We start from the raw sequence: 23,345 nt of genomic DNA, 5'->3' as shown, positions 1-23,345 counted from the left end.
AGATGCGTGTGATCTGACCATTGGTGGGCGACATGAATTTGCGCAGATATACACGGCACGATGACTTTCACGCCCTGCATGCGCTGTTGCACCAAACTTTTGCCTATATGGAGGGGAGGATTAATCCCCCCTCTTCGCTTCACCAGATCGGTGTCACAGACTTGCGCGCTATGGCAAACAAGCTTGAGATCTGGGTGCTGGAAACTGGCGGTAAGATCGAAGCCTGTATGGTGCTGACACCCCAAAAAGAAACGCTATATCTCGGCAAGCTGGCGGTTGCGGCCCGTTCTCGAAGGCAGGGCTTGGCAAAACGCCTGATACGCCATGCCGAACAACGCGCCCGTGACCTGAACCTTTCCAGTCTGACGTTGGAAACCCGGATTGAGCTGATCGAAAATCACGCAATTTTTGCCGCCGCAGGATTCAAAAAAACTGACGAAACCGCCCACCCTGGATTTGACCGGCCTACCAGCATCACGATGGTTAATCCAGTTCACAACCGTGACACCCCTGAACAATCACATGCCCATTCGAAGGATATGCCATGACCACCAAAGGCCACTGCCTGTGCGGCGCTGTCAGCTATGCGTTCGAAGGCGCCCCAACCTGGACTTGCTATTGCCATTGTGAAAGCTGTCGACGCAATTGCGCGGCACCTGTCACGGCTTTTTTGGGTCTGTACGCAACGCAGTTTCGCTGGACCGGCGCGCAACCCGCCAGCTACGAGAGCACCCCCGGCATCCGTCGCCTGTTTTGCAGCACGTGTGGCACACCGATGGCCTTTGACGCGGACCACTATCCCGGAGATGTCCACCTATATATTGCCACGTTAGAGAACCCGAGCACCATTGCGCCAACTGAACATGTTCATTTTGAGGAACGGCTACCTTGGTTCAGCACCGATGATGACATGTCTCGGGTTGACGGCTCCAGTGAAACTCACACCGAGTTACGCAAAAACCACAAAATCCAGGATTGACGCCGCCAAAAAATACGGTAAAAAGCGCCTGATTTCCGAAACGCCAACCCTTGGCATACCGGAACGTCACGCCCCTATAGCTCAGCTGGTAGAGCAACTGATTTGTAATCAGTAGGTCCGCGGTTCGAGTCCGTGTGGGGGCACCATTTAATAATCCGTTATAGTTCAATTACATCCTGTAATTCTCTATGTAAGGGGATTTATGAAAAGTGTTGTCCAACTTGATTTATTGCAATCCAATGTAATACCCCAAATTTGGGGGTATTCGAAAACTGCCCAAAATACGATACCCCCAACGTGCCGTTAAGTGATATTCAAATTCGCAACCTCCAGCCACGAGAAAAGGCTTATAAAGTCTCAGACTTTGACAGCCTTTATGTTTTGGTAAAGCCGAATGGCTCTAAGCTTTGATCGCCTCGACAGGAAGGAAAAAACGCTTTCTTTGGGCGTTTACCCTGCGGTCAGTTTGAAACAGGCGCGAATTACTCGCGATGCTGCACGGGCGATGGTTGCCCAAGGTGAAGATCCGTCTGAGGCCAAGCAAGAACAGAAGCGGTTACAACGCGAAACCAACGGCCAAACTTTTGCAAAATTGGCGAAGCATTCCTTACAAAACAACGAAAGGAAGGCAAATCAGCCGCGACCCTTTCCAAGACAAAATACCACATGAAGCTGGCGAACCGAGACTTTGGGCGCAAACCGGTTACCGAAATCATCGTCCCCATGATCTTACGTACCTTGCGCAAAGTTGAAGCAAAACAGGCTCTTTGGAGCGTTTGATGCATTGTTCCCGCCACCGGATATGCAAGCAATCGATGGAGAGTTCAAAGTGGCTGGCCTTAAGCGAGAAATTTACAAAAAGGCCAACCCAGTCCGCCGAGCGTTCAAGGATGACTTCATCCACGCCGACCTTACCCCGTTTACGCCACACGCCTTCCGAAAGACCACTAGTGAAGTGTGCAGACAGTCATTATCCAACACGCGAAGCCTTTAAAGCATTCTCACAAAACATCGGTCATACCAGCGGTATAACAACGATGAGCGCATATTTACCGGTCACAACGGAGCGGCAACGTGCACAAATAAGGAGATGATTCATTACTTTACCTTGAAGGGTGCGCTCTCGCCAAGTGCGGCGTCAGGGGCGTAAAAAACGCCTATAGTCAATCAGCTAGCTCTAGGGTCTGGACCAATGCATCCAAGATAGTGTGAAGATCCGCAATGCGGGGGCGAACTTGCCGTTCGGCCAAGGCAAATCAAATGCCGCTTACGGCCCAAAGAGGAAATTCGTGCATCACGCCGCGAATGTCTGGACCGAGCCCAAAGCGCCGAATGCTGCGGTCCGCACCAATGTCGGTAAACGGTAACAACTTGGAGTTCAAACATTCGGTTGGCGCATGTCGAACAGCTCTTGGTGGAAGTCTGCCTTTTCAATCCGAATTGGACGGTAAGGGGAGCGGAAACTTTCGCGCCATCTTCGAGATTGATGAAATAGACTTCTACGCCAGGTGTGCTTGGGGCTTCGCCAGCCAAAGCAGCAGAGCCAACCACCGCGGCAAAGGCTTGATTAGTCCGCGCGGCGGGCGGCCGAGACAGCATAGGCTGGGCTGCGCAGGGCAAAGATATTGTCTTGCGGCGCCATGACGCCTTTCGGCATATGCGTAGGATCAAAAACCCGGGTTTGTCCTGCCTCACTGGTATCGGCCTGTTCGATCTGAACTGTCCCAAGCGAGATCTCGGAATGTGTTCCCTGCCAGGGAGTAGTCGGGTCTTGCAGGTCATCGCCAGGATTTGCAACCACCAGTTTTAATGTCCAGCGCGCAACCTCGGCGCCGAGTTTCTGAAGGAATGTGTCGTATAGGAAGTCGTCCGACAAGTTCGCTTTCTCATCGTCTGTCAGACCAACGCGTCCGGCCTCAGGATCAAGAAAGATGCGCGCCGAAATCGTCCCAATCGGCGTTTCAAACTGATACGCATGGCCAGAGTGATAGGCTTCAGTCGAGTAGCAGAGGCAGGGCGGGGTTGTTTTCAGGAATTCCTGGTGGGGAACAGTGTTTGGATGAGCCGCGTTGAAAGCTTTGACCTTTTCGAGGTTTGGACCACCGAGTTCAGAGTCCGGCACACGCGCTGCCAAAAACGCCCGAAACTGCTCGGCTGAATTGGCAAAGAAAACCGGAGCGGAAATTAGCGCCATCGACCAATTCAGGTCCGCATCGCCAATCGTCAGGCCGATGCCCCGCACACTAGGGCTTTTATCACTCATATTGGGCTTGCCACCACCGACGGAAAACCGTGCCGCAATCGGTAGTTCGGTGCGAAGCGCGGGAATGGCGACTTCCGGCGCCTCGGATAACGGGATAAAGCGTCCCTGCACAGCAAAACCCTTGGCATGCGAAGCGCGATAGCCCTTGTGCCGTCCAAAGGTTCCGTTAAGGGCGTCGATGAGATCTGCTGGTCTTGTCATGTTAGTCTCCAATTTCGTCATGGTTGCTAATTCGATCCGAGCGTCAAATCCGTCAATTAAGATCCAGAAATGATGCGGTGGGCGATTATTCCTTTTCACTCAGGCGAACGCCGATCCCGTGGGCATAAATTTGCGATCTTGCTTCCAGGATCGGATCATCGGTGACCACAAAGCCATCACTCAAAACAGTGGGATCAAAGTTGACGGCGTCGCACTCGCCGTCGGCTTCCGTGCTGGTCGAGGTGACAGTCAGACGCGTTGCCGTGATCCGTGTGTGCTCACCTTCCCAACGGATGGCCGCATTGTTGGGGTCGTCATTGTCGTTTGCGATAGTCACTACCATGTCCCAAGATACAGTCCCATTGGTCAGATTGGCGTTCATGTTGTCCATGAGGAAATCTGAATTGGTCTCGACCACAATGCCCTGCGAACCCGAAGGCACCATCGACCAGCGAATGGCTGTCCGATCGCCAGATTCATTCACAAGGTAGAATGCGTTGACACTGTTGAATTGCGTGCCTTCGTAAGGACGAAGGGTTGTGTCGCGGTTCTTTTTGTGATGCGCGAGATAGGCCTGAAGTTCGGGCCGGCCTGCGGCCAGCGCTTTGACGGCCTCACCGCCCTCGCCAAGCGCGCGCACCAGGTCGATAAAATCGGCAGGCTTGGAGGCCGGAAAGAAATCCTCCGTATTTACATTAATGATGTGATAGTCGCCGTCCGGCGTAGTGATCTCAAAGGCTAGGCCGCGGTCACCAAACTTGTCGTCGGGCGACAAGTTCTTTCCGCCCTTGTGAGAAACACGACCATTTACTTCGGAAGTCGATGAGAAAATCGGGCTGTTAGAATAGGCCAGGATTGCATTATCGACTGGTGCGAATTCGCCCACAAAGCAGAAACCCTTAGTGTGGTTGCGGCGCTTTCCTTTGGTGGCGCCGAAAGTTTTCTCAAAAACTCGGTAGTCTTTCTCGGCTGTATTGTGCTCGGTGCTTTGGGCTTGCGCGATGCTGGTTTGCGCCAAAGCACTTGCGGTCAATGCAAGTGCGCCGATCGTGACTGTGCTTACCTTGGTCATTGGATCATTTTCCTATTTGATTAGGGTACTAATAATTAGAGCTCTAACTATTTGCTATTTGAAAATCAACTGCTATATTTGCGTTGAGACAAATTGACCGCCAATAGCTAGGAGACCATTGATTTGCCGGATGATTTTCAATTCGAGATTCCTGCCGACCTGACTTTGGGTAGCCAGCTTTGCTTTGCAGTTCATGCGGCCTCAAACTTAATCAGCGATCTCTATCGTCCCTTGCTGGCCCAACATGATCTGACTTATGCGCAGTACACCGCACTGATGGCGTTGACTGAAGAAGACGGCGTGTCGATCACCCACCTTGCAAGCCGCCTTCGAGTTGCGAAGGCGACGATGACCCCGCTTTTGCGGCGACTTGAGGGCAAAGAGCTAGTGACGCGCCGCATGGAAGATGACAATGAACGGCGAAAGTCGATAAAGATCACCGAGAAGGGACGCAACCTATTGGGAAAAAGCTGCCCGGCCACAGATGCTGTTTTTCGTCAGACAGGTCTAACCCCTGCGCAGGCGAATGAGCTGATCGGATTGTGCAAGATCATCACGGGTGACTAGAATTTCAGAAATCCTGCAGATCAGGAAGAGATCTATTTCCTCTCTCTCGCAAAGCGGTCATTGGCGCAACCGCTGCGAATTCACACTTTGTCCCGCGTTCCCGATCTTCGCGCCTTCTTAAACCAATGACAACAGTGCGGACAAAACCGACCTTGGTCTTTTCGCCTTCGCTAACGCGGCATTTCCTCACACCTGCTGCGGAGTCTTTTCAGCGCTGCAGTGATTTTTCATGAGACCGGACATTCAAAGGTGCTCTGATCGTCAGATATCAAACCGACCTTTCGCCGCATCCGCACCAATTACCGCTCTCGGCACATCGCAATATTTCAGTCTTATGGGCCGAGGTCGCGCTTTATCATTTTAGGCTGGTGGCAATTTCATGTTACTCATACCGATGGTGGCTCAATTATTTTAGTGGGCCATTGGGAGCCTTCCAGGCACGGCATATTGGCGGAACGTTCATATCAGGATGAAAGCCAGATCTAAGCCACTGAAGAGATTGTATTTCCGCTGTAACGCTTCAATAACTCTGAAACCCGATGTCTTGGGCACTGGACAGCCGCGTGTTCGGTTTGTTTGCTGCCAACACCGGCACACAAATTGTCCCCATCGCATCCGCCCCTTTCAGGGGTATGTCCTGCAACCTGAATACCTCATAGTAATCGGCGTGGCCTCTTAACAGGCCGCTTTGGGGCAACCATTGTGAGATCAACCATCGCCATGCTTTTCTGAGAATTAATTCCGAGCCGGTAACTTCAAGCGTCGCAAGCGTTACTTCGGGTAGGTATTGTATGCAGATATGTTCATCTTCAGTCACGCCATGTTCCACCGGGATACCGATATCGTATTGACAAAATTGCGGTGGTGTAACGGCAGGATCATCAGGACAAACACCGATGATGGGCCTATCTTCTTGCAACAACCCGCGCGTTTTTGCCCAGTCAATCAGCCTGCTGAATGACGTCTCTATTTTTGTGCTTGAATTGTAATAGCCACTGCGGGTTCTGATATATGCCAGCCGGGTTGCAGGCAAGGTTTTTATCTCAACGTTCCAGTCTGGTGAAGACTGATCGCAAAGCGTGGGCAATTTGGACATGACAGGGGAAAGCACATATTGGTTATTGGGAAAATCGTAGACATACCCGGTGTTCTTATTTCGAAACTTCCGTGGCGAAATGCCGAACCGTCGGTTGAATGCATTTGAAAACGATTGAGAGCTGGAAAAACCAGCCTCCAGAGCAATAGTGGTAATCGGCTTACCTGGAAGGAAAATGAGGTTTGAGACGGCCTTCTCAAGACAAATACGAGACGCAAATTCGACCGGTGTCTCGTGACAGTACTCGGTAAAAACGCGGGTAAAATGGTATCGTGACAGGCAAGCGACATCCGCGAGGTTTGAAAGCGTTATGGCCTCAGCGTCGCTACTTCTTACATAGTTTATGACGCGGTTCATCTTGTGGCGTTGCAGGATTTCTCTTTGCATTCACGAATGTCCTAGCGGCTCACGCGAACCACGCGCGCCAGATCACGATAACAATCTGGCGCGCTCAGTCAAACTTCTTGAATGCGGTATCCCTATTTGCGCCGCATCTCAGTATTTATCTCAATTGTTATTGGCCCGGTTGAATATGCGCCAACACCAAAAGCCTGATGATCGATTGTAGTGGTCGCGTGGAAGGCGACCCATGCACCTTTGTAAGAGTCAATATATTGGGCGGTGGGATGTGCGCCCCGATGGGTCAGGGTTGTGTCCAGAACTACGGATTTGGTAATGCCATGTAGCGTAAGATCACCTGTCACTTTTGCTGTGGTTTCTCCGGTCAACTCGATTGAGGTGCTTTGAAAAGTGGCGGTCGGATACTTTTCGACGTTCAAAAATCGTTGACTTTTCAGGTGGCCGTCAAACACGTCAACGCCGCTGGACACACTGGACGGGTCAATTGTGACCTCGATACTGGACTTTTCCAAATCCTCCGGAAACAACGTGAGTGTCCCGTTTGTGGTGGTAAATTCACCATGTTGCCTTGAGACGCCTACATGGCTCCACCCAAAAAGCACTTCTGTATGCCCTTGATCTGAAGTGTAAATGTCCTGGGCAGTTGCGGTTCTTGCCGTTGATAAATGTGCAATCATCAGCGCACAGAGAACATATCCGAATTTGTGTGTGGCCACTGTAAATTCCTCCATTTGGACACCAGTAATGCTCGCCCCATAACAGCAAAGCATATCTGTTCGAATATCTACCACCTTTGGGGCGGATAAAACTTCATCGAAATTGCTGTTTTCCTGACACCTCATATTCCCATGACCGTACCAAATTAACGTGTTTACTGAGAAAAAGGTCCGTTTTGTGTGCTTCACTACAGTTCATGTTGTGTGCGGCATTGTGCATTTTGGGCTCTCAGCTTACGTCGAGAAATTGTTGGGGCCGGAAGTCGTGCCGCGAACCGTGGTTATTCGGGGCAGCCGCGCCAGGTACAAAACCGCCGATGCTAATAGAGCCATGCGCCACACCGAATGGTGGGCAAGGGCGTTCCTCTCACCAATTTCACAAGTCGTGACATTGCCTCATGAGCTAAGCCGAAGGCAGAGGTCCACACGACCTTTTATGGGGTTTGAAAGTATCTCTGCAATGTTGTGGCGTTCAAATGAAGACCCTAAACCTAGTGTTTCACCACTGTGCGGCAACCAATCAAATGACAGCCAGTTCCAGTATTCGGCGATTTGATAGGTTGGGCAATCAACGCTCAGAATAGCAAAGCGTCCTTCATCAATCGTTTGCACATCTAAATTTTGAACGTCGGCGACATGCTCAGTTACAGAGATACATATGTCATAAAGGCAGTGTTCGGGCCTTGTCAGTCTGGGGCTGTTGCGGCCAACGCCGATTGCAATGCTGTCCGCTGTCAGAACACCTTGGGCCTGCGCCTGTGTGATCACTGCCCTGAACCCGTCTCTTATGCCGCTGCGGCGACTGCCATAACAATTGTAGGGCCCTTTTCTACGCAGGAAGACAACCTGATACGCAGGCAAATGTTCAATTCGAACCGGGGTATCGAAAGGGGGAATAATTTTTCCCACACGTACGCCACCCTGCAGTTGGGCATATTCTCGTATCTTTGGGGCGACTTTGGGCGTGAATGGATCGGTCTCTGACAAGAATGACCTCGGAGAAAGGCCAATTGTCCTGGTAAAGGCCCGCGAGAACGCTTCGGGGCTTGAAAAACCATGGTTCAAAGCGATTTCGATAACGGATTTTCCAGGTCTGTAGTCAAAATTAAATGCAGATTGTTCCAGGCGTGTGCGCCACAGAAACGAGATCGGTGTTTCACCCATGTAGCTCCGGAAAAGGCGACTGAAGTGATATTTGGAAAGACAGGCTGCATCTGCGATTTCGTCCAAATCCAGCGATGCACAGGGATCCTGCTGAATCAGATTGATCGCGCGATTCACGCCACGATGACTAATTGAGACTGGCCTCGGTTGCATGCGGGCGATGATAACAGCGGATGCGTGCCGCTGAAACTATTCTTGTCATATCAACGCATGATCTGGCGAATTTTTCCGCCAGACCGGTAGGTGAACCACTTGCAAGGCAGATTATTCTGAAAGTACCGAACGGGTCGCCAGATAGGCGTCTGTGTTGTTGTCACTGCCCAACTCCATGAACAGATAATCATGATCGGGACGGCTGAGTAAAGTCATGAAGAATATCTTTTTACCGATATCTTTACCCGTCAGTTCTGGTTTGTCCGATACGCGCTGCCAATTCACGCCATCCGGGCTGGTTGCAAGACCAACAGACATCTGTGTCTCAAACGTCGCACCACGATAAGCCATAAGCCATCCATCATGCGTTTTCTGAACATTTGGATCAACGACCCGGTAAGTATCCCAGCTGGTTTCTCCCTCGCTAATGGCAAGGACCGGATCACTGGAGCCAAATAATATGTTTGTTGTATTTGGATCATCAAATTTTTGCCAAGTCACGCCATCATCCGAAGTCGCCATCCCAATATTTGCACGCTTTTCGCTGAACGCGCCATTCTGGACGTTTCCGAAACCGGTATAGTACATCGCATATCCATCCTCATGTGGCACAACACTGGCATCACCAACTGAAAGGCCATCCCAAGCGCCGTCAGGTCCGGGAACGAGCACTGGTTCAGGATCAACAGCCCACGGCCCCAGCGGTCCGAGCGCGGTTGCACGGGCCACCTGTCCGTAAAACGCCTCTCCCGACGCGACAGAGGTGAAGTAGAGCACCCATGTACCATCCTCAGCAACGAACGCGCTGCTTGCTATGATGGATGTTGCGGGCAATGCACCCGTTTGATCATGTGTCAAGACAGGGCTTTCTGACTGGCGCTGCCATTCGTAACCATCTGTGGACTTTGCGTAGCCAATCGCCAAAGGATGCGGCCATCTGGGGATTGCGACATAGAGCAAATGAAATGCGTCCTCGTGAAATATGACGGCTCCAGGATCAAGATAGGCGCTATCCCAATTACCGGCGCTGCTTCTGCGAAGCGCGGGTTTTTCGGACAACAGGGAAAACCCTGCGTCTTGCGCGCCCGCAAGGGGTGCCAGACAGCAGAGAACCAGACCAAGAGCTGCGGGTTTTGCGAGCTTGCATTGCCGTGAAAGCCACCTAATCGCCGTACGAATATTCATTTTCCGTTTCCTGTGCTAAAATCCGTTCACGGAAGTCTGCGCCAAAAGCATCCTCGATACATGATCGAGATTGCTGTTCTTCAAACATTTCCCATTTAGTCAAGCCTCAAGCGAAGGCGGTTAATGATCAAACGCTAAGATAGTTCATCGTAATCCAGGCGTCAGCAAGAGGCAGTTTTGTTCCGCGATCTGTGAATACGATAACCAATCCTCACTGCGCCATGCACGAATGGCCAGTTCTTCCGCAGCACGGCGGCACCGGCTTGTTCGCTTTCGTGGCACTTTTTGCGCTGCGAGCGTGCGCAGCGACAAATCGTCAGGTCGGCTGTGGGCTCGGTTCGATCATTCGCCGCCCCTTTTTCAGATGTCGGCTGAGCGGACAAAGTTGGCTTTCGCTGCATGGCAACCAACAGCCGGTTCCGGCGCATTTCCGAAGGTATGGGTATGCAGAAGCTACTCTACGCCCTCTCATCGTGGATGCCCGAGATATCACCCTTCAGAACAGGTCGCAGGAAGTGCCTATCGTATCGCAGGATGCACTTGGTTCTTACGGCAAAATCATATGCCGCATTGCAGTCCGGATCGTCAACACTTTGTGTTCGATAAATTTCGTAATCAGCCAGAGACGGGAATGAGAATGCCGCAAAGGCCAAGTCATTCGGCCCTTCGTGCGGAAGGAAGTACCCATGATGCATACCACCAAATCGCTCTACAAGTGGTATCCATGCCTTTGCATAAGCTTCAAAGCTCTCGATTTTGGCAGGGTCAATTTTGTAAGTCACGTGACAGGTTATCATGCTTTCTCCAATCTAACTTTTTGCTGTTTTCAGTCGCCAGGGATTTTCGAGCTTTAGAACTTGATCTCAGTCATTTTGGGAATTCCATATGCGTAGTGACTTGCGCCAGATCCGATGCCCACGAAGGTTGTTCAGAGGCAAATATTCTAACCCGTTCGAAGACGTTAACCGGCTCATTCAGAGAACCAGCGGGAACGATCATCATTGTTCCGTCACCACTAGCCCACGGAACGCCTGACCCGCAGACCCTGCAGAACGATTTGGAGATATCCCGCCCCGGCACATGGTAAGTGACAATATTGCCAATGTCGCCGAGCCAGTCAAATTCTGTGATACTTACGAACAAGTTAGACGCAAAAGCCGAGCCGGTGATCTGCCTGCACTGATCACAGCTACAGAAGAACAGCTTTTCGAACGTATTGACTACCTCGAACGAGACCGCGCCGCATAAACAACTCCCATTGATTTTATTCATTGTCGCTATCCTTTGCTTTTTAGTCCGATCAATCGGGGCCTTGTGCGGGACGGGAAGTATTGCCAACTTACACGGTGTCATCATCCCGCAGAAACTCGACCAGAACCTCAAGTACCCGATCCGCTGCTTCGAGTTGTGGCATGTGGCCAACGCCGGGAAGCGCCTGAAACGACGCTTGCGGGATTCGCTCGTGAAGCGCTTTTCCCCGTTCCAGCGGAATCCACGGGTCATCCTCACCCCAGAGAACTTTTACGGGGCATCGGATGTCTCCGAACATTGGTTCGATCTCTGCGGTATAACGCTCATCGGCTAGGGCGAACTGTCGATAGAAACTCCTGCGACCTTCTTCACTGAGCCACGGTGCGACGAGTTTCGTGAAATCACCTTGGTCAATCTCGTTGACGAGTGCGCCTTGGATGTAAGCTTCAACTACCGCCCTGTGGATATGTGGTGGAAGCCCGGTGAAGGCGTCGACATGCCGTCCGACATGATCGAAAAAATCCGACCCCCAGGGCCGCATCGCAACGACGTTCATTAGGACGTATTTCGCGAAGTCACGACCCTGCAGAAGATGCGCGCGCAGCGTCGTCGCCCCTCCGAAATCGTGGGCAACAACGGATGGGCGCGACAGGTTCCAGTGCTCAAGCATTTCAGCAAATATCTCACCCTGAACGTCAAGCGAGGAGCGTTGTGCTGCTCCCTTCTCAGACTGCCCATATCCGGGCATGTCGTACCAGTGGACGCGGTGCTGCTTTGAAAGCGCGGGAATGATCCGATGCCATGAGAAGGACGACCAAGGCCAGCCATGTGCCAGAACGAGGTCCGGGCCTTGGCCCGTCCTACCAGCGGCAACCGATCCTGCACTTGTCTTAACGGTCTCGTCCACCGACCAGTTCCCCTTTAGTTTCTGCATCGTCTCAATCCTCTGTTATTGGTTCCACAAGTCGGCCGATGCGCTGCAAACGGTCTTCAGCCTGAGAGATCATTCTGTAAAGCGTGGTTTGTGCGGGTTCGCGGAGCCGGATGAGGTCGGCTGCCTCACCAACGATCACGGCGGCAATATCTGTGTCATCCGCCGCCCAAGCAGCGTCGAAACGAGCTTGCTCCTCGGCGAGGTTCCGCGCGAGGCCATCGATGTCTTCGCTCCACCGCCGGGTGAAGGAATTGCGCATAGCGCGGTTGTTCCAATCCGGTGGCCAATCGAGACCGCGTGCCATATCGAATACGGAACTGCGCTCGGTGTCGTCACCAGAACCGCTAACGGCGGTTTGTTTGGCATTATTGCTGGCAAGGGATTCGTCGCTGGCAAAGAATCCGGTTCCGCACAACACGCCCGAGGCCCCGAGCGCCAGAGCTGCCGCCAAACCACGCCCATCGGCAATGCCTCCTGCCGCTATTACCGGTATTTCCTTCGCGATATCGACCACCGCCGGAACGAAAGGCAATGTCGCTCTGGTACCGCCATGTCCGCCCGCCTCGGTGCCCTGTGCCACAATGGCATCGACTCCGGCGTCCACAGCTTCGCGCGCTTGATCCAGCGTCTGCACCTGTACGATAAGCTTCGTCTGTATGTTCCTGATATTGGGAAGAAACGGTTGAAAATCGCCAAACGAGAGCATCAGCACGGCAGGCGCACGGTCAAGGGCTAAATCCAGCAGGCGCGGCTGACGCGCCAGTGACCAAGTGATAAAGCCTACTCCAATCCGTGCGCCGTCCGCAGCGTCGAACTCGCGGATAAGCCAATCAGCGTCGCCGTAGCCACCACCGATAAGGCCCAAACCGCCAGCCCGGCTCACAGCGGCGGCAAGTGTGCCGCCGCTGACACGCGCCATCGGCGCCAGAAGAACAGGAAGTTCGATGCCAAGCAGATCACAGAGAGGTGTGCGAATGGGCATTTTGCTTAACTCACCACTTCACGTCTGTACTGTTCGACCGGCAGGCCACCAACCCCCCAATCCTCAAGCGCAATTTCGTCTATTACGACAAAAGTCGTCGCCGGAGACTTGTCAAGAACCCGGACCAGCAAGTCGGTAACGCCGCTGATCAATTCAGCCTTCTGATCGGTGGTGACGTCCTCGCGGGTCACCTTGATGTTTACATAGGGCATATCCGTTCCTTTCATATCCCGCGATCAGTGATTTGGAAAATCTTGGCCATGATCCGCCATGCGCCATCGGTTCGCACAAAGGTCAGGAAGTCGATGAAATCCTTTGTGCCGATGGAACACCGCACACGGGCAAAGGCGGTGTTCTCGCCCGCGAACTCTATGGACTCGATGACATCACGCCGGGGCTCATCGCGTGAGGCAGGTGAGACGCGCTTTGACACCACCGGAAAATACTCATCCATCGTACGATATAGAAGCGGCGTTTCGTCCGCCGTTGCATAGATCGCTTTTGAATGAAACACTTTTCCCAGCCTATTGATGTCTGCGTGGTAGAGGCCATCGAAGTAGGTCTCCAACACCTTGGTTACTGCGGCGAATTCAGTCATGCTGCCTGCTCCATGAGACCCTCTGCGACCATCGCTTTGATAGAAGCAGGACGTTTCGCGATACGCGCTACATAGGCTTGGGTTTTTGGATGCGCGGCAAGGCTTACTCCAACAAAAGCTGCCCAATTGAGCACTACAAATGCATAGGCGTCCGCAACAGTGAAAGTGTCACCAAGAAGAAAAGTGCGCCCGTCAGCGAGACGTTGTTCAATATGTGCTGCGCGACGGACAACTCCGGCTTCAGCCTTCTTTCTAGCTTCGCCATCAAGCTCCTTACCCCCAAAAAAAGGACCAAAGGACTTATGTAGCTCAGACGATACGAAATTCAGAGCTTCCTGAAGCCGAATGCGCGCCAGCGTGCCGTTTGGCGGCGCAAGTCCAGCGTCGGGTGATTGATCGGCCAAATACTGTAGCACCGCGGGATTTTCAGTGATGATTTCACCGTCGTCTGTGATCAGAGCCGGAACATAACCGTTCGGGTTGATTTTGAGAAAACTCTCACCTGCTTCGGTCTTACCCGTATCGGTGTCAGTCTTGTCGAGTTCGAAGGCCGCGCCGAGTTCGTTCAGGATGATGTGCGAGGCCATTGAGCACGCACCGGGTTTGTAATGAAGTTTCATAGGAGGTTCCCTTTCTAAGGTCGAGAGATGTGACTTTGGGAACGGTATCAACGGTTACACACCAATAATAATATTGTTATTTCACCATGATGATCTAAAATATAGATCATCTTGATGAGGTTTATTGAGCAATGACATACGAGCAATTGGTTGTGCTGCACGCAATTGTCACAGAAGGAACTTTTAGAGGTGCGGCTGAACGATTGAACAAATCCCAATCAGCCATCAGCCACATGCTCAAGAAACTTGAGACCGAAATCGACATCATTCTGCTGTCACGTGAAGAGTACAGGCCAGTCCTCACGCCAGGGGGAGAAGTGTTTTATCGTCAGGCAACGCGCGTAATGCAGCAGATGAAAGAGCTTAATACTGTTACGAAAAACCTGAGCGCAAAGCAGGAGCCAGAGGTCTTCTTGGCCGTTACAGCCACCTTTCCATTGAAGCCCGTTCTCGAAATCATCGGCACCATCAAAGATCAATACCCAGCCACTCATATTCGCTTGTCACGGGAAAGCATGGGGGGCCCGATTGAACGATTGTTACGGGATAACGCCGATATCATTATTGCTACTTTGGATGGCGTTCCCGTGGAGCAGGTAGAGGCGTTACCCTTTGCACAGGTAACAATTATACCGGTGGCCCATCCAGACTTCGAGCCCGCACGAAGTTCACACATGAAAACTATCAGAGAGATGCAAAGTTATACACAAGTGGTCGTTGCTGACAGCGGTAGTGGCGAGTTTGCTCAAAGCAGGGATCTACTTCCAGGCGGTCTTCGCTGGACCGTTTCGGACTTTGCAGCAAAAAAGGAGATTTTGTTAGCGAATCTGGGTTGGGGAGGCATTCCTACACATATGATCGATAGTGAATTGGCGCGAGGCGAGTTGGTCGCTCTCAATGTTGAAGGCTATCAAAAACGCCAATCGAATCTGTTTCAAGTGCGCAAACGCGACAAAGATGTTGGCATTGTTGCGCAATCAATCTGGGAGCAACTCCGAAGATAGCGCGGCATATGCCCTATGGCATCGGAAATAGAACTGGTGTCTGATTCTAATTTGCATTTTTCAGCCGACCGCTGGCGTATGGCGGCTCAACGACCAACGAATGCGACAGAAGCTTAGAAAGCCGATGATCATTTAGGCACGTGAAAATGAGCGATGCCAAAAATCACTAATATAGCACCTTGGATTCGTTGTTTGGGGGTATTTAAATATATAACATGTATTTAATCTTTTATATAAAACACCCTAACTTGCCAATGTGGGTCCGTGTGGGGCACCATCACTTCCCGAGCAAAATCACAAAATGACATCATTTGCAGATTTGGGATGGTAGGTCAGCGCCTCCCAGCCGTCCTCGGTGATGATGAAGCTATCCCCGACCTGCGCCCGGAACGTATCAACCGACACCGATCCATCAACCGCAAGCACCATACCCGGCTGGATGATAGTTTTATCACCTGTCACCAGTTGAGGTGCCTCAAGAAAACTGAAACCCGTCGCACGGCCACAGCGGAAGGGGTATTCATACCCAGCACCCTGGATGACTTCAGCATATTCAGCGTGAATACTTTCCGCGGTAACACCCGGTCGAAGCGCATCCAGTGCGGCCTTTTGGCTGGCAATCGCCACTTCGTAAACGGCCACCTGCGCCGGGTCAGCTTCGCCAATCCAGAACGTGCGATCAAACCCCAGCTTGAAGCGATGAAAGTTTGTCATGCCACAAAAACATAAGAACACCGGTTCGCCATGTCGCATGATCCGTGTCGAGGCCCGATGATGTGTTTTAATGATATCCTGACCCGACGCCATGATCTGTAGAAAATGCGTGTTGGGTGACATATCCGTATCATCGTAATGTGCAGCAAGAAGCGCCGCTGCTTTGCGGGTACCGGCTTGTGATGTCGCAATGGCAACTTCAAATTCTGGCACACCATCACCTATCGCAGCGCGGCCTGCAGTCATCATCGCGGTTGCAACTTCGCCAGCGTGACGCGCCAGTTGCAACTCTTGGGCAGATTTGATCATCCGCATTTCGTTCAGAATTGGCGTTGCGCTGCTCAGCTTATCAGCATTGATCAGCTCATTCACATAGGTCCGCACCAGCGGCGGCATATGGCCGGGCTCAATCGCAACTGATCCGGCGTTCTTCACCGCCGCGGGCAATTCCTCTCGCCACTCATTGCCCATACCGTCGTTCCAGGCGGAAATGCGATCGACCTGCGCCGCGGCCTGAGCTGAGTTCAGGTCAATCGTCGGTGTAATCAGCAGCACCTCTCCATCCTTGGGAACAACCAGAATGGTCGGGCGGCCAAATTCCATATGCAGATAATCGTAATAACCTGTCAGATAGTAGACATTATCGTCATCCGTTACCAAAGCGACGTCAATGCCGCCCTCTGTCAGTTTCGTTTGAAAACGGCTTAATCTTTCTCGAAACATCTTTGATCCTTCGCATGAGAAATCGCGGCACTGCATATCCCAAAATAGAGCGTTGTCAGCATGTTAAGCCACAATCCAAATATGTCACAGCCTTTGCGGCAATGGTCGTTTCATCTTTTATCGCTGCACCATACTATGACCCCTGTGAATTTGAAGTGATTTCACTGTGCACCCTGCAGCTTAATCAGTTGCAGCTGTCCCAACGCTAGAATTTTCTGGGAAAGTCTTGCAATACTCCCAATTCGTCGCAATCCGGCTTGAACATCTGGGCGCGCTCAACCACACTCAACCTAACAATACCCGGGAGGATAATTATGAGCGTAGATCCAGAGCGCCACGCGATGAAAATGGCTAAGAAAAAGGCCTCGCGCGATAAGATCATGGCCACCAAAACAGATGAAAAGGGCCTGATCATTGTCCACACCGGTAAGGGCAAGGGCAAATCCTCGGCTGCGTTTGGCATGATCTTTCGCTGCATCGCACATGACATGAAATGTGCCGTGGTTCAGTTCATCAAAGGCGGCATGTCCACCGGCGAGCGGGACATGATTTTGGACAAATTCTCCGATACCTGTTCGTTCCACACTATGGGCGAAGGCTTTACCTGGGAAACCCAGGACCGCACCCGCGACACCGAGATGGCACAGGCTGCTTGGGAAAAAGCCAAAGAGCTGATCCGGGATGAAAGCAACAAGATGGTGCTGCTAGACGAGATCAACATCGCCCTGCGCTATGACTATCTGGACATCAACGATGTGGTGCAGTTCCTTGCCGAAGAAAAACCCCACATGACCCATGTGGTGATGACGGGCCGTAACGCCAAGGATGACCTCATTGAGATCGCCGATCTGGTGACCGAGATGGAACTGATCAAACACCCCTTCCGCTCAGGCGTCAAAGCCCAGATTGGGGTGGAGTTTTAGGCCACGGTTCGGACTGACATTTACAGTTTTCAATATAGAACTGCGCCTTCCCTATGGGAGGGCGCAGTTGCATTTTGACATCGATTGATTAGGCAATAAAGGCACTTTACACCTAGCCTAAAGTTATAATCCCTTTGTCCAATCCATGCTCTGAGATGCTCTCAATTGAGTCAGCACAATCAGCGAAGAGTCGCGAAATCATGAGAATATTATTCCAAATCATATGCATAGGTTGGGAAAAATTTTAATTGTCAGACAATTGATTCTGTGCAACCTTACCTTAAAAAGCGATTTTTGATCGGCACATAGATGTTTTGGGAGGAACAGCATTATGAACCTGCGCCCTGATCCGACATTCCACGCAACGCCAAAGCTTGCGATGGAAGCCCCCGTTGAAAAGCTGGCCTTTACTTTGATGCTCAGTCCCGATGGCAAGCAACCCGATGGCCTTGCGGTCGTGGACGTCGATCCTAAATCCAAAACCTACAGCCAGATCGTGCATCAGGTGATCATGCCCAACACGGGCGACGAATTTCACCATTTCGGATGGAACGCCTGTTCCTCCGCGTTATCCCCGCTCACAGGGCATGCTTTCCTTGAGCGGCGCTATCTCATCATTCCGGGGATACGCTCATCCCGCATTTATGTGATTGATGTGAAAGAGCCGCTCAAGGCAAAGATACACAAGATTATTGAGCCAGAAGAAGTGTTCGCAAAAACCGGCTATTCACGGCCCCACACCATCCATTGCGGCCCCGAAGGTATCTATGTTTCGACCCTTGGCGGCGGTGGCCCGGACGGGACTGATGGACCACCCGGCATTTTCATCATGGACTGCGAGACCTTTGAGATTCTCGGCCGCTATGAAATGGATCGCGGCGTGCAGGACAAACAGTATGATTTCTGGTGGAACTTGCCACGCAACTACATGATCAGCTCTGAATGGGGTCTGCCTCCACAATATGAAAATGGCATCGTGCCCGAGGACCTTCTATCCAATAAATATGGCCATCGCATTCATTTTTGGGATTTGCGCGCGCGCAAAAACGTGCAGACCATCGACTTTGGCGAAAACCACCAGATGGCGCTGGAAATTCGGCCAGCACATGACCCGGTCAAGGAATACGGGTTTTGCGGCGTGGTGGTCGACACCACCAACTTAGAGGGCTCTATCTGGACATGGTGGCGCAATGAAGATGGGACGTTTGAAGCCAAGAAAACGGTTACAATTCCGCCGCAACCGGCAGACCCGGATGACCTGCCAGAGCTGCTCAAAGGGTTCTCAGCCGTGCCACCCCTGGTAACGGATATTGACCTCAGCCTTGATGATAAATTCCTCTATGTCGCCTGCTGGGGAACAGGTGAGATGCATCAGTATGATGTCAGTGATCCGATGAACCCCAAACTGGCCGGCAAGGTCGAACTGGGTGGTATTGTCGCCAAGCACAAACATCCCAACGGCAATGACTTTGGTTACGGTCCGCAGATGGTTGAGATCAGCCGCGATGGCAAACGGGTCTACTGGACCAACTCGCTCTATTCCACTTGGGATGATCAGTTTTACCCTGGCGAACGGGGTGCCGCGATGGTCATGGCCAATGCTGGTGCGGACGGGGGGCTGACCTTAGATAAGGATTTCTGGGTGGACTTTCCAAAAGGCTACCGCAGTCACCAGATCCGGCTTGAGGGGGGCGACTGTTCCACCGACAGTTTCTGCTATCCTTCCGTCTAACAAGTGGCTGATCTGACATCGGCAACGGCCCTCTGGGGGGCGGTTGCCGCTTCTGGCCTTTATCACGGTATCAATCCCGGCATGGGCTGGCCGCTTGCGGTCTCTGCCGCGTTGATGGAACGAAACTACGGTAGCCTCTACAAGGCCCTGATGGCACTCGCTTTTGGTCACCTGCTGGCCATGCTGGCCATTTTGCTTCCTTTCTCTGCTATGATCGCACTGCTGGAATGGCAGCGCGAAATTCAAATCGGTGCCGGGCTTTTGGTCATTAGCCTTGGGGTTTACCTTCTGATCAACCGCCGTCATCCCCGCTTTTTGGCACGCGTGCCACCAACTCGGTTGGCACTATGGTCGTTCTTGGCCGCGATGGCGCATGGGGCTGGGCTCATGCTCGTCCCCATTTACCTTGGCATCTGCGGATTAGCGGTTGAAGACACGGGCCATGCCGCCGCCTATTCCCTGATGTCAGAAAACACCACCAATGCCCTGCTGGTGGCGCTTGCACATACGCTTGCCATGACCGCGGCTGGCGGCCTAATGGCGGTCGGTGTCTATCATTGGTTGGGTCTGAAATTTCTTTCAAAGGGCTGGTTCAATCTTGATGTGGTTTGGGCGCTTAGTCTGATCCTTGTGGGTGTGATTTCCCTGCTGACCCTGCATTGACGCGCCCGCCTGATCAGGCCATCACTTGCAAAACTGAACCAAAGGACAGCGCCATGCCCAAACACCGTATGCTCACCGAATTTGGCATGGGTTCATCCCTGCGCCGACAGGATTATACCGAAGCCGCTCGGCGCGCGGTCAAAGACGCACTGTGGCACAATTCTATCAATATGGCCGAGCTGTTCGGCTTTCCAAAAGAGGCGATGCTGATTGACCTGGAAATTGCAGTGCAGCACCCTGAGCAGGTGAATTGTGACGCCCTGAAATCGATCTTCCCCTACGGGCAGATAAGCGTAACTGCCATCCACGGCGGGCTGGATGTACCCAGACCCGATGGCAACCCAACTGTGATTGCAAACGCCGCTATTTCCGTCAGTTTTGATATGGAGCACACCGATGCCTGATCAACGTTTTATCATTGAGATGGGCATGGGCAACGACCTGCACGGTATGGACTACAACAAGGCCGCCCGCCGCGCCATCGAAGACGCCTTTCGCCATTCCACCCTGCCACTGTTTGGGGCCATCGGCATAGATCACACCGAGATGCGGGTGCAAGTCACCGTTGGCGTGCAGGAGCCGGACAAGCTGAACACAACGCAATTAGCTGAACTTCTTCCCCGGGGCCGTGCAAGCGTTACCGCCACCCACGGCGGGCAAAATGTCACCAACCCGGAAACCGGCGAAACGCTCGTCATCGCTACCGCTGCGGTAGAGGCTTTCCTGCCCAATCAATCAGAGAAGTGGTCACTGAACGATTGAGCTATTCAAATCATCGCTCAAAAACTGTCGGAAACCAATCTTCGCGCAGGTGATCCCCGGTTTTCATCCCGTGACCGGGAAACGGAGGCGAAGTGGGACCCGGGCGCTCAACATAGCGCGCATCATCCCCAACCAGACGCAGGGAAAAGGCCCGGCGGCGGCTTTTGGTCGTGTTGCCGCGTGCGCCGTGCAATGTACCATAGTGAAAAGCCACGGCATCGCCCGGCTCCATCTCCCACTCGCGGATCTCCATCCCTTCGGCATCCGGATCAGGAACTGGCATGTAAGCATCGCTATCGGCAAAGAAATTTTCCTCCGACAGCCAACGGGTCGGCAATACTGGTTTTTCCCAACGATGACTGCCAGCAACACAACGCAGACTGGCACCTTTGACCGGATCCACTGGCGACCAGAAGCTGACGTTTTGCATGCCGTCGACAAAATAATACGGCCCATCCTGATGCCACGGTGTGGGCTTGGAGGTCCCTGGTTCTTTCACAAGCACATGATCATGAAACACCTGAACCCGGTCTGAGCACATCAAATCTGCCGCAACCGCCGCCGCCGGTGAGGTGCGGATCACGTCTTCGAACTCGGATATTCGGGTCCAGTTACAGTAATCATCAAAAAAGCGACCACCCTCCCCTTCTTTCAGGTTCTCGGCTGCGTATTGGCCAGACTCTGTCATGTTGCGCTGAATCCCGCGACGGATCGTTTCGACATGGTCTTTGAACAGACCTTTCACAAGAACAACGCCATCCTTTTGGAACGCCTCAACATGGTTTTGGGTGATCAGTGGGTGTGTCATATAATGCCTCTCTTCATCCGGACATTAACCTGCAGCTTTATTAGCTTCAAATAATACTATTTAATTATATTATTAGCTTCATGCTATATATCACTCTTCGCCAATACGAATACATCCTTGCCGTCGCAGATACGGGCAGCCTCACGGATGCAGCCAGCGTTTTGCATGTGTCGCAACCCTCGCTTTCCGTTGCCATCACTCGTGTCGAGGACCATCTGAGGCGCAAGATATTTCTGCGTGGCAAGGGTAGTGCCATCACGACAACGCCGTTTGGGCACCGCTTCATAACCCACGCACGCGAGCTTGTGAGCACTGCGACAACTCTCGAGTATTCAGCAGAAACCACGCGGCCATTTGTTCTTGGCTGTTTTGAGGACATCGCCCCCTGGCACCTACCCAAAACCCTCGGGACATTGCAGCAAGAATTCCCCAACCGCCAGTTCACCGGCAAAGAGGGTCGGCTGTCAGATTTAGCGACCGGCATGAAACAGGGTCAGATCGACCTCGCCATCACCTACGACATTGGGTTTGAAAGTACTTTTTGCCGCCGCAAACTCAAAGACGTTGTTCCCGTGGCTTTTTTAGCGACGGATCACCCTTTAGCAGGGCAATCCGTTCTGGAGATGGAACAATTGGTGCCTCATCCCCTGATTTTGTTTTCCGAGGATCTATCAGAAGGACATATGCGCCGACTGTTCGACACTCTTGGCATAGACCCTGTTGTGGCCCACCGCACAGCCTCGTTGGAATTGATGCGTTCGCTTTCGGCGCATGGCGCGGGCATTGGGATCAGCTATTCGCACCCGCCAACCGCAACCAGCTATGATGGCCAGCCCCTGATCACCATCCCGCTTGTCACCCCGCAAGCCCGAGCGGGTCTGTTTGCCATCTGGCCCAAGCCTGACCAACCCGACCCTCAGCTAGAGGCGATTATCGCCGCAATCGACATTCAGCAACTGTAATCAACGGTCAGAACCACCACGCGACCGCCAGCGCTGCATTGCCGCCCGCGCCGTGGTGGCAAGCATCAAAACATCGATCCCAACGGCCAACAAACATGCCCCCCAATCGGCATATTCCTGCGCCTCGTCATCGTCGATCGATATAATGCCTGCCGCCTTATCAGACGCGGCAATACGGGTCAGTGCATCTTTGATAGCGGCACGAACTTCGGGATGGGTCATGTCGCCCTGATACCCCATATCAACAGACAGGTCTGACGGGCCGATAAAAACAGCGTCCACGCCATCAACCGCCAAAATGTCATCCAAGGCCGCCAGTGCAGCGCGGGTTTCCACCTGAATGATCAGACATATTTCTGCATTTGCCGTTTCAATGTAGTCCTTTCGTGAGGCAAACATCGACGACCGTGCAAGGGCCGCACCAGAGCCGCGAATACCTTCTGGTGGATAGCGCGTTGCCCTAACAAGATCACGTGCCTGCTCCGCAGTTTCGACCATAGGGATCAGTAAGGATTGTGCACCAGCATCTAACACTTGCTTGATCAACCAATCCTCTCCCATTGGCAGGCGCACCACCGCATCTGAACGTTTGCCCTCAAGGATCTGAAGCTGGTGCATGATCGTACGCAAATCATTGGGTGAATGCTCTGCATCAATCAAAATCCAGTCAAACTCAGCTGTCGACAGCACTTCTGTTGCATAAGGATCAGCAAAACTGGCCCAGCAACCGATCTGTGTTTCCCCGCGTTTCAGCGCGGCTTTCAGGGCGTTGGTTGGTGCGGACATCGTGAATTCCAATCTGTAACGATCAAAGGCTTGGTAACACTGGCACATTGGCCTGCCAAATTTCACCCGCCATAAAATGTGGCGACTTGATAAAACCTTTCAGGAGGTCGAGCAGAACACAATCAAA

27 protein-coding genes, 1 tRNA gene and 1 pseudogene are annotated in these 23,345 nt (G+C 52.4%); 12 read left to right on the top strand and 17 right to left on the bottom strand.

Annotated elements, in window-relative coordinates; translation table 11 throughout:
- Positions 1-32: 32 nt before the first annotated feature.
- The 4 genes from D9A02_RS00155 to D9A02_RS19350 all read left to right on the top strand — a co-directional run bounded on the left by D9A02_RS00155 (position 33) and on the right by D9A02_RS19350 (position 1,649).
- Positions 33-548 carry a GNAT family N-acetyltransferase gene (locus D9A02_RS00155; RefSeq protein WP_120498967.1) on the top strand — a complete coding sequence of 172 codons (516 nt, stop codon included), beginning with the start codon at positions 33-35 and terminating at the stop codon, positions 546-548.
- On the top strand, positions 545-979 hold the full coding sequence (locus D9A02_RS00150; RefSeq protein ID WP_120498966.1) for a GFA family protein: 435 nt from the start codon (positions 545-547) through the stop codon (positions 977-979). Before D9A02_RS00155 ends, D9A02_RS00150 begins: the two co-directional genes overlap by 4 nt.
- Positions 980-1,049: 70 nt before the next feature.
- Positions 1,050-1,125, top strand: a tRNA-Thr gene (locus D9A02_RS00145).
- Positions 1,126-1,373: 248 nt separating this feature from the next.
- Positions 1,374-1,649: an Arm DNA-binding domain-containing protein gene (locus D9A02_RS19350; RefSeq protein ID WP_254054491.1), complete on the top strand. Its 276-nt coding sequence runs from the start codon at positions 1,374-1,376 to the stop codon at positions 1,647-1,649.
- An 897-nt stretch (positions 1,650-2,546) separates the two neighbouring features.
- On the opposite strand, the gene D9A02_RS00130 is transcribed toward D9A02_RS19350, so the two are convergent.
- Positions 2,547-3,443 (bottom strand): catalase, encoded by an 897-nt coding sequence (locus D9A02_RS00130; RefSeq protein ID WP_162932902.1) that lies wholly within the window; start codon positions 3,441-3,443, stop codon positions 2,547-2,549.
- Positions 3,444-3,528: 85 nt separating this feature from the next.
- Positions 3,529-4,515 (bottom strand): catalase, encoded by a 987-nt coding sequence (locus D9A02_RS00125; protein ID WP_120498963.1) that lies wholly within the window; start codon positions 4,513-4,515, stop codon positions 3,529-3,531.
- A gap of 123 nt (positions 4,516-4,638) precedes the next feature.
- Here D9A02_RS00125 and D9A02_RS00120 point away from each other — a divergent pair, with 123 nt between their 5' ends.
- The gene (locus tag D9A02_RS00120) at positions 4,639-5,082 is read left to right on the top strand and encodes a MarR family winged helix-turn-helix transcriptional regulator (protein WP_216824922.1); all 444 of its coding nucleotides are present in this window, start codon (positions 4,639-4,641) and stop codon (positions 5,080-5,082) included.
- A gap of 520 nt (positions 5,083-5,602) precedes the next feature.
- Here the strand turns inward: D9A02_RS00120 and D9A02_RS00115 are convergent.
- From D9A02_RS00115 to gstA, 12 genes and pseudogenes are all read right to left on the bottom strand, one after another.
- Positions 5,603-6,565 carry a GyrI-like domain-containing protein gene (locus tag D9A02_RS00115; protein ID WP_120498962.1) on the bottom strand — a complete coding sequence of 321 codons (963 nt, stop codon included), beginning with the start codon at positions 6,563-6,565 and terminating at the stop codon, positions 5,603-5,605.
- A gap of 92 nt (positions 6,566-6,657) precedes the next feature.
- Positions 6,658-7,215 (bottom strand): YceI family protein, encoded by a 558-nt coding sequence (locus D9A02_RS00110; protein ID WP_120499023.1) that lies wholly within the window; start codon positions 7,213-7,215, stop codon positions 6,658-6,660.
- 435 nt (positions 7,216-7,650) lie between these two features.
- On the bottom strand, positions 7,651-8,241 hold the full coding sequence (locus D9A02_RS00105) for a GyrI-like domain-containing protein (protein WP_254054489.1): 591 nt from the start codon (positions 8,239-8,241) through the stop codon (positions 7,651-7,653).
- A gap of 9 nt (positions 8,242-8,250) precedes the next feature.
- Positions 8,251-8,571: pseudogene (locus D9A02_RS19535) on the bottom strand (AraC family transcriptional regulator); the annotation flags it as partial.
- A gap of 111 nt (positions 8,572-8,682) precedes the next feature.
- Entirely contained in the window at positions 8,683-9,756 is a 1,074-nt protein-coding gene (locus D9A02_RS00100) for a hypothetical protein (RefSeq protein WP_120498960.1), read from the bottom strand.
- A 458-nt stretch (positions 9,757-10,214) separates the two neighbouring features.
- The gene (locus D9A02_RS00090; protein WP_120498958.1) at positions 10,215-10,553 is read right to left on the bottom strand and encodes an NIPSNAP family protein; all 339 of its coding nucleotides are present in this window, start codon (positions 10,551-10,553) and stop codon (positions 10,215-10,217) included.
- A gap of 70 nt (positions 10,554-10,623) precedes the next feature.
- The gene (locus D9A02_RS00085; RefSeq protein WP_162932900.1) at positions 10,624-11,028 is read right to left on the bottom strand and encodes a GFA family protein; all 405 of its coding nucleotides are present in this window, start codon (positions 11,026-11,028) and stop codon (positions 10,624-10,626) included.
- Between the two features lie 67 nt (positions 11,029-11,095).
- Positions 11,096-11,941 carry an alpha/beta fold hydrolase gene (locus D9A02_RS00080; RefSeq protein WP_120498956.1) on the bottom strand — a complete coding sequence of 282 codons (846 nt, stop codon included), beginning with the start codon at positions 11,939-11,941 and terminating at the stop codon, positions 11,096-11,098.
- A gap of 4 nt (positions 11,942-11,945) precedes the next feature.
- Positions 11,946-12,923, bottom strand: a complete 978-nt coding sequence (locus D9A02_RS00075) for a nitronate monooxygenase (protein WP_120498955.1) — start codon at positions 12,921-12,923, stop codon at positions 11,946-11,948.
- A 5-nt stretch (positions 12,924-12,928) separates the two neighbouring features.
- Positions 12,929-13,135: a 4-oxalocrotonate tautomerase family protein gene (locus tag D9A02_RS00070; RefSeq protein ID WP_120498954.1), complete on the bottom strand. Its 207-nt coding sequence runs from the start codon at positions 13,133-13,135 to the stop codon at positions 12,929-12,931.
- Between the two features lie 11 nt (positions 13,136-13,146).
- A complete protein-coding gene (locus tag D9A02_RS00065) occupies positions 13,147-13,521 on the bottom strand; it encodes a nuclear transport factor 2 family protein (protein ID WP_120498953.1) in 375 nt (124 codons plus the stop codon).
- Positions 13,518-14,141 carry a glutathione transferase GstA gene (gstA, locus tag D9A02_RS00060; protein WP_120498952.1) on the bottom strand — a complete coding sequence of 208 codons (624 nt, stop codon included), beginning with the start codon at positions 14,139-14,141 and terminating at the stop codon, positions 13,518-13,520. The genes D9A02_RS00065 and gstA overlap by 4 nt, the downstream gene beginning before the upstream one ends.
- A gap of 131 nt (positions 14,142-14,272) precedes the next feature.
- On the opposite strand from gstA, the gene D9A02_RS00055 reads away from it, so the two are divergent.
- A complete protein-coding gene (locus tag D9A02_RS00055) occupies positions 14,273-15,145 on the top strand; it encodes a LysR family transcriptional regulator (RefSeq protein WP_120498951.1) in 873 nt (290 codons plus the stop codon).
- A 294-nt stretch (positions 15,146-15,439) separates the two neighbouring features.
- Here D9A02_RS00055 and D9A02_RS00050 read toward each other — a convergent pair whose 3' ends face one another.
- A complete protein-coding gene (locus D9A02_RS00050; protein ID WP_120498950.1) occupies positions 15,440-16,582 on the bottom strand; it encodes a Xaa-Pro peptidase family protein in 1,143 nt (380 codons plus the stop codon).
- Between the two features lie 314 nt (positions 16,583-16,896).
- Between D9A02_RS00050 and cobO the strand changes: the two genes are divergently transcribed.
- The 5 genes from cobO to D9A02_RS00020 all read left to right on the top strand — a co-directional run bounded on the left by cobO (position 16,897) and on the right by D9A02_RS00020 (position 20,662).
- Positions 16,897-17,505, top strand: a complete 609-nt coding sequence (gene cobO, locus D9A02_RS00040) for a cob(I)yrinic acid a,c-diamide adenosyltransferase (protein WP_120498948.1) — start codon at positions 16,897-16,899, stop codon at positions 17,503-17,505.
- A 331-nt stretch (positions 17,506-17,836) separates the two neighbouring features.
- Positions 17,837-19,237: a selenium-binding protein SBP56-related protein gene (locus D9A02_RS00035; protein ID WP_120498947.1), complete on the top strand. Its 1,401-nt coding sequence runs from the start codon at positions 17,837-17,839 to the stop codon at positions 19,235-19,237.
- Positions 19,238-19,240: 3 nt separating this feature from the next.
- Positions 19,241-19,900 (top strand): hypothetical protein, encoded by a 660-nt coding sequence (locus tag D9A02_RS00030; RefSeq protein WP_120498946.1) that lies wholly within the window; start codon positions 19,241-19,243, stop codon positions 19,898-19,900.
- Between the two features lie 53 nt (positions 19,901-19,953).
- A complete protein-coding gene (locus D9A02_RS00025; RefSeq protein ID WP_120499022.1) occupies positions 19,954-20,304 on the top strand; it encodes a Lin0512 family protein in 351 nt (116 codons plus the stop codon).
- On the top strand, positions 20,297-20,662 hold the full coding sequence (locus D9A02_RS00020; RefSeq protein WP_120498945.1) for a Lin0512 family protein: 366 nt from the start codon (positions 20,297-20,299) through the stop codon (positions 20,660-20,662). The genes D9A02_RS00025 and D9A02_RS00020 overlap by 8 nt, the downstream gene beginning before the upstream one ends.
- A 10-nt stretch (positions 20,663-20,672) precedes the next feature.
- Here D9A02_RS00020 and D9A02_RS00015 read toward each other — a convergent pair whose 3' ends face one another.
- Complete coding sequence (locus tag D9A02_RS00015) at positions 20,673-21,470, bottom strand: phytanoyl-CoA dioxygenase family protein (RefSeq protein WP_120498944.1); 798 nt, start codon at positions 21,468-21,470, stop codon at positions 20,673-20,675.
- An 80-nt stretch (positions 21,471-21,550) separates the two neighbouring features.
- Between D9A02_RS00015 and D9A02_RS00010 the strand changes: the two genes are divergently transcribed.
- Positions 21,551-22,432: a LysR family transcriptional regulator gene (locus D9A02_RS00010; RefSeq protein ID WP_120498943.1), complete on the top strand. Its 882-nt coding sequence runs from the start codon at positions 21,551-21,553 to the stop codon at positions 22,430-22,432.
- Here D9A02_RS00010 and D9A02_RS00005 read toward each other — a convergent pair whose 3' ends face one another.
- On the bottom strand, positions 22,433-23,218 hold the full coding sequence (locus tag D9A02_RS00005) for an HpcH/HpaI aldolase/citrate lyase family protein (protein WP_120498942.1): 786 nt from the start codon (positions 23,216-23,218) through the stop codon (positions 22,433-22,435). It abuts the gene before it with no gap.
- Between the last annotated feature and the right edge of the window lie 127 nt (positions 23,219-23,345).

This window comes from Roseovarius sp. EL26 (assembly GCF_900327775.1).
Lineage (GTDB): Bacteria > Pseudomonadota > Alphaproteobacteria > Rhodobacterales > Rhodobacteraceae > Roseovarius.
Note: the sequence above shows the minus strand (reverse complement) of the source record. Positions and strands in the feature narration are given on the sequence as shown.

Bases quoted from the DNA above. Each gene is read 5' to 3' on its own strand.
- D9A02_RS00155 (WP_120498967.1), top strand. From the start codon at position 33: ATGAATTTGCGCAGATATACACGGCACGATGACTTTCACGCCCTGCAT.
- D9A02_RS00150 (WP_120498966.1), top strand. From the start codon at position 545: ATGACCACCAAAGGCCACTGCCTGTGCGGCGCTGTCAGCTATGCGTTC.
- D9A02_RS19350 (WP_254054491.1), top strand. From the start codon at position 1,374: ATGGCTCTAAGCTTTGATCGCCTCGACAGGAAGGAAAAAACGCTTTCT.
- D9A02_RS00130 (WP_162932902.1), bottom strand. From the start codon at position 3,443: ATGACAAGACCAGCAGATCTCATCGACGCCCTTAACGGAACCTTTGGA.
- D9A02_RS00125 (WP_120498963.1), bottom strand. From the start codon at position 4,515: ATGACCAAGGTAAGCACAGTCACGATCGGCGCACTTGCATTGACCGCA.
- D9A02_RS00115 (WP_120498962.1), bottom strand. From the start codon at position 6,565: ATGCAAAGAGAAATCCTGCAACGCCACAAGATGAACCGCGTCATAAAC.
- D9A02_RS00110 (WP_120499023.1), bottom strand. From the start codon at position 7,215: ATGATTGCACATTTATCAACGGCAAGAACCGCAACTGCCCAGGACATT.
- D9A02_RS00100 (WP_120498960.1), bottom strand. From the start codon at position 9,756: ATGAATATTCGTACGGCGATTAGGTGGCTTTCACGGCAATGCAAGCTC.
- D9A02_RS00090 (WP_120498958.1), bottom strand. From the start codon at position 10,553: ATGATAACCTGTCACGTGACTTACAAAATTGACCCTGCCAAAATCGAG.
- D9A02_RS00085 (WP_162932900.1), bottom strand. From the start codon at position 11,028: ATGAATAAAATCAATGGGAGTTGTTTATGCGGCGCGGTCTCGTTCGAG.
- D9A02_RS00080 (WP_120498956.1), bottom strand. From the start codon at position 11,941: ATGCAGAAACTAAAGGGGAACTGGTCGGTGGACGAGACCGTTAAGACA.
- D9A02_RS00075 (WP_120498955.1), bottom strand. From the start codon at position 12,923: ATGCCCATTCGCACACCTCTCTGTGATCTGCTTGGCATCGAACTTCCT.
- D9A02_RS00070 (WP_120498954.1), bottom strand. From the start codon at position 13,135: ATGCCCTATGTAAACATCAAGGTGACCCGCGAGGACGTCACCACCGAT.
- D9A02_RS00065 (WP_120498953.1), bottom strand. From the start codon at position 13,521: ATGACTGAATTCGCCGCAGTAACCAAGGTGTTGGAGACCTACTTCGAT.
- gstA (WP_120498952.1), bottom strand. From the start codon at position 14,141: ATGAAACTTCATTACAAACCCGGTGCGTGCTCAATGGCCTCGCACATC.
- D9A02_RS00055 (WP_120498951.1), top strand. From the start codon at position 14,273: ATGACATACGAGCAATTGGTTGTGCTGCACGCAATTGTCACAGAAGGA.
- D9A02_RS00050 (WP_120498950.1), bottom strand. From the start codon at position 16,582: ATGTTTCGAGAAAGATTAAGCCGTTTTCAAACGAAACTGACAGAGGGC.
- cobO (WP_120498948.1), top strand. From the start codon at position 16,897: ATGAGCGTAGATCCAGAGCGCCACGCGATGAAAATGGCTAAGAAAAAG.
- D9A02_RS00035 (WP_120498947.1), top strand. From the start codon at position 17,837: ATGAACCTGCGCCCTGATCCGACATTCCACGCAACGCCAAAGCTTGCG.
- D9A02_RS00025 (WP_120499022.1), top strand. From the start codon at position 19,954: ATGCCCAAACACCGTATGCTCACCGAATTTGGCATGGGTTCATCCCTG.
- D9A02_RS00020 (WP_120498945.1), top strand. From the start codon at position 20,297: ATGCCTGATCAACGTTTTATCATTGAGATGGGCATGGGCAACGACCTG.
- D9A02_RS00015 (WP_120498944.1), bottom strand. From the start codon at position 21,470: ATGACACACCCACTGATCACCCAAAACCATGTTGAGGCGTTCCAAAAG.
- D9A02_RS00010 (WP_120498943.1), top strand. From the start codon at position 21,551: ATGCTATATATCACTCTTCGCCAATACGAATACATCCTTGCCGTCGCA.
- D9A02_RS00005 (WP_120498942.1), bottom strand. From the start codon at position 23,218: ATGTCCGCACCAACCAACGCCCTGAAAGCCGCGCTGAAACGCGGGGAA.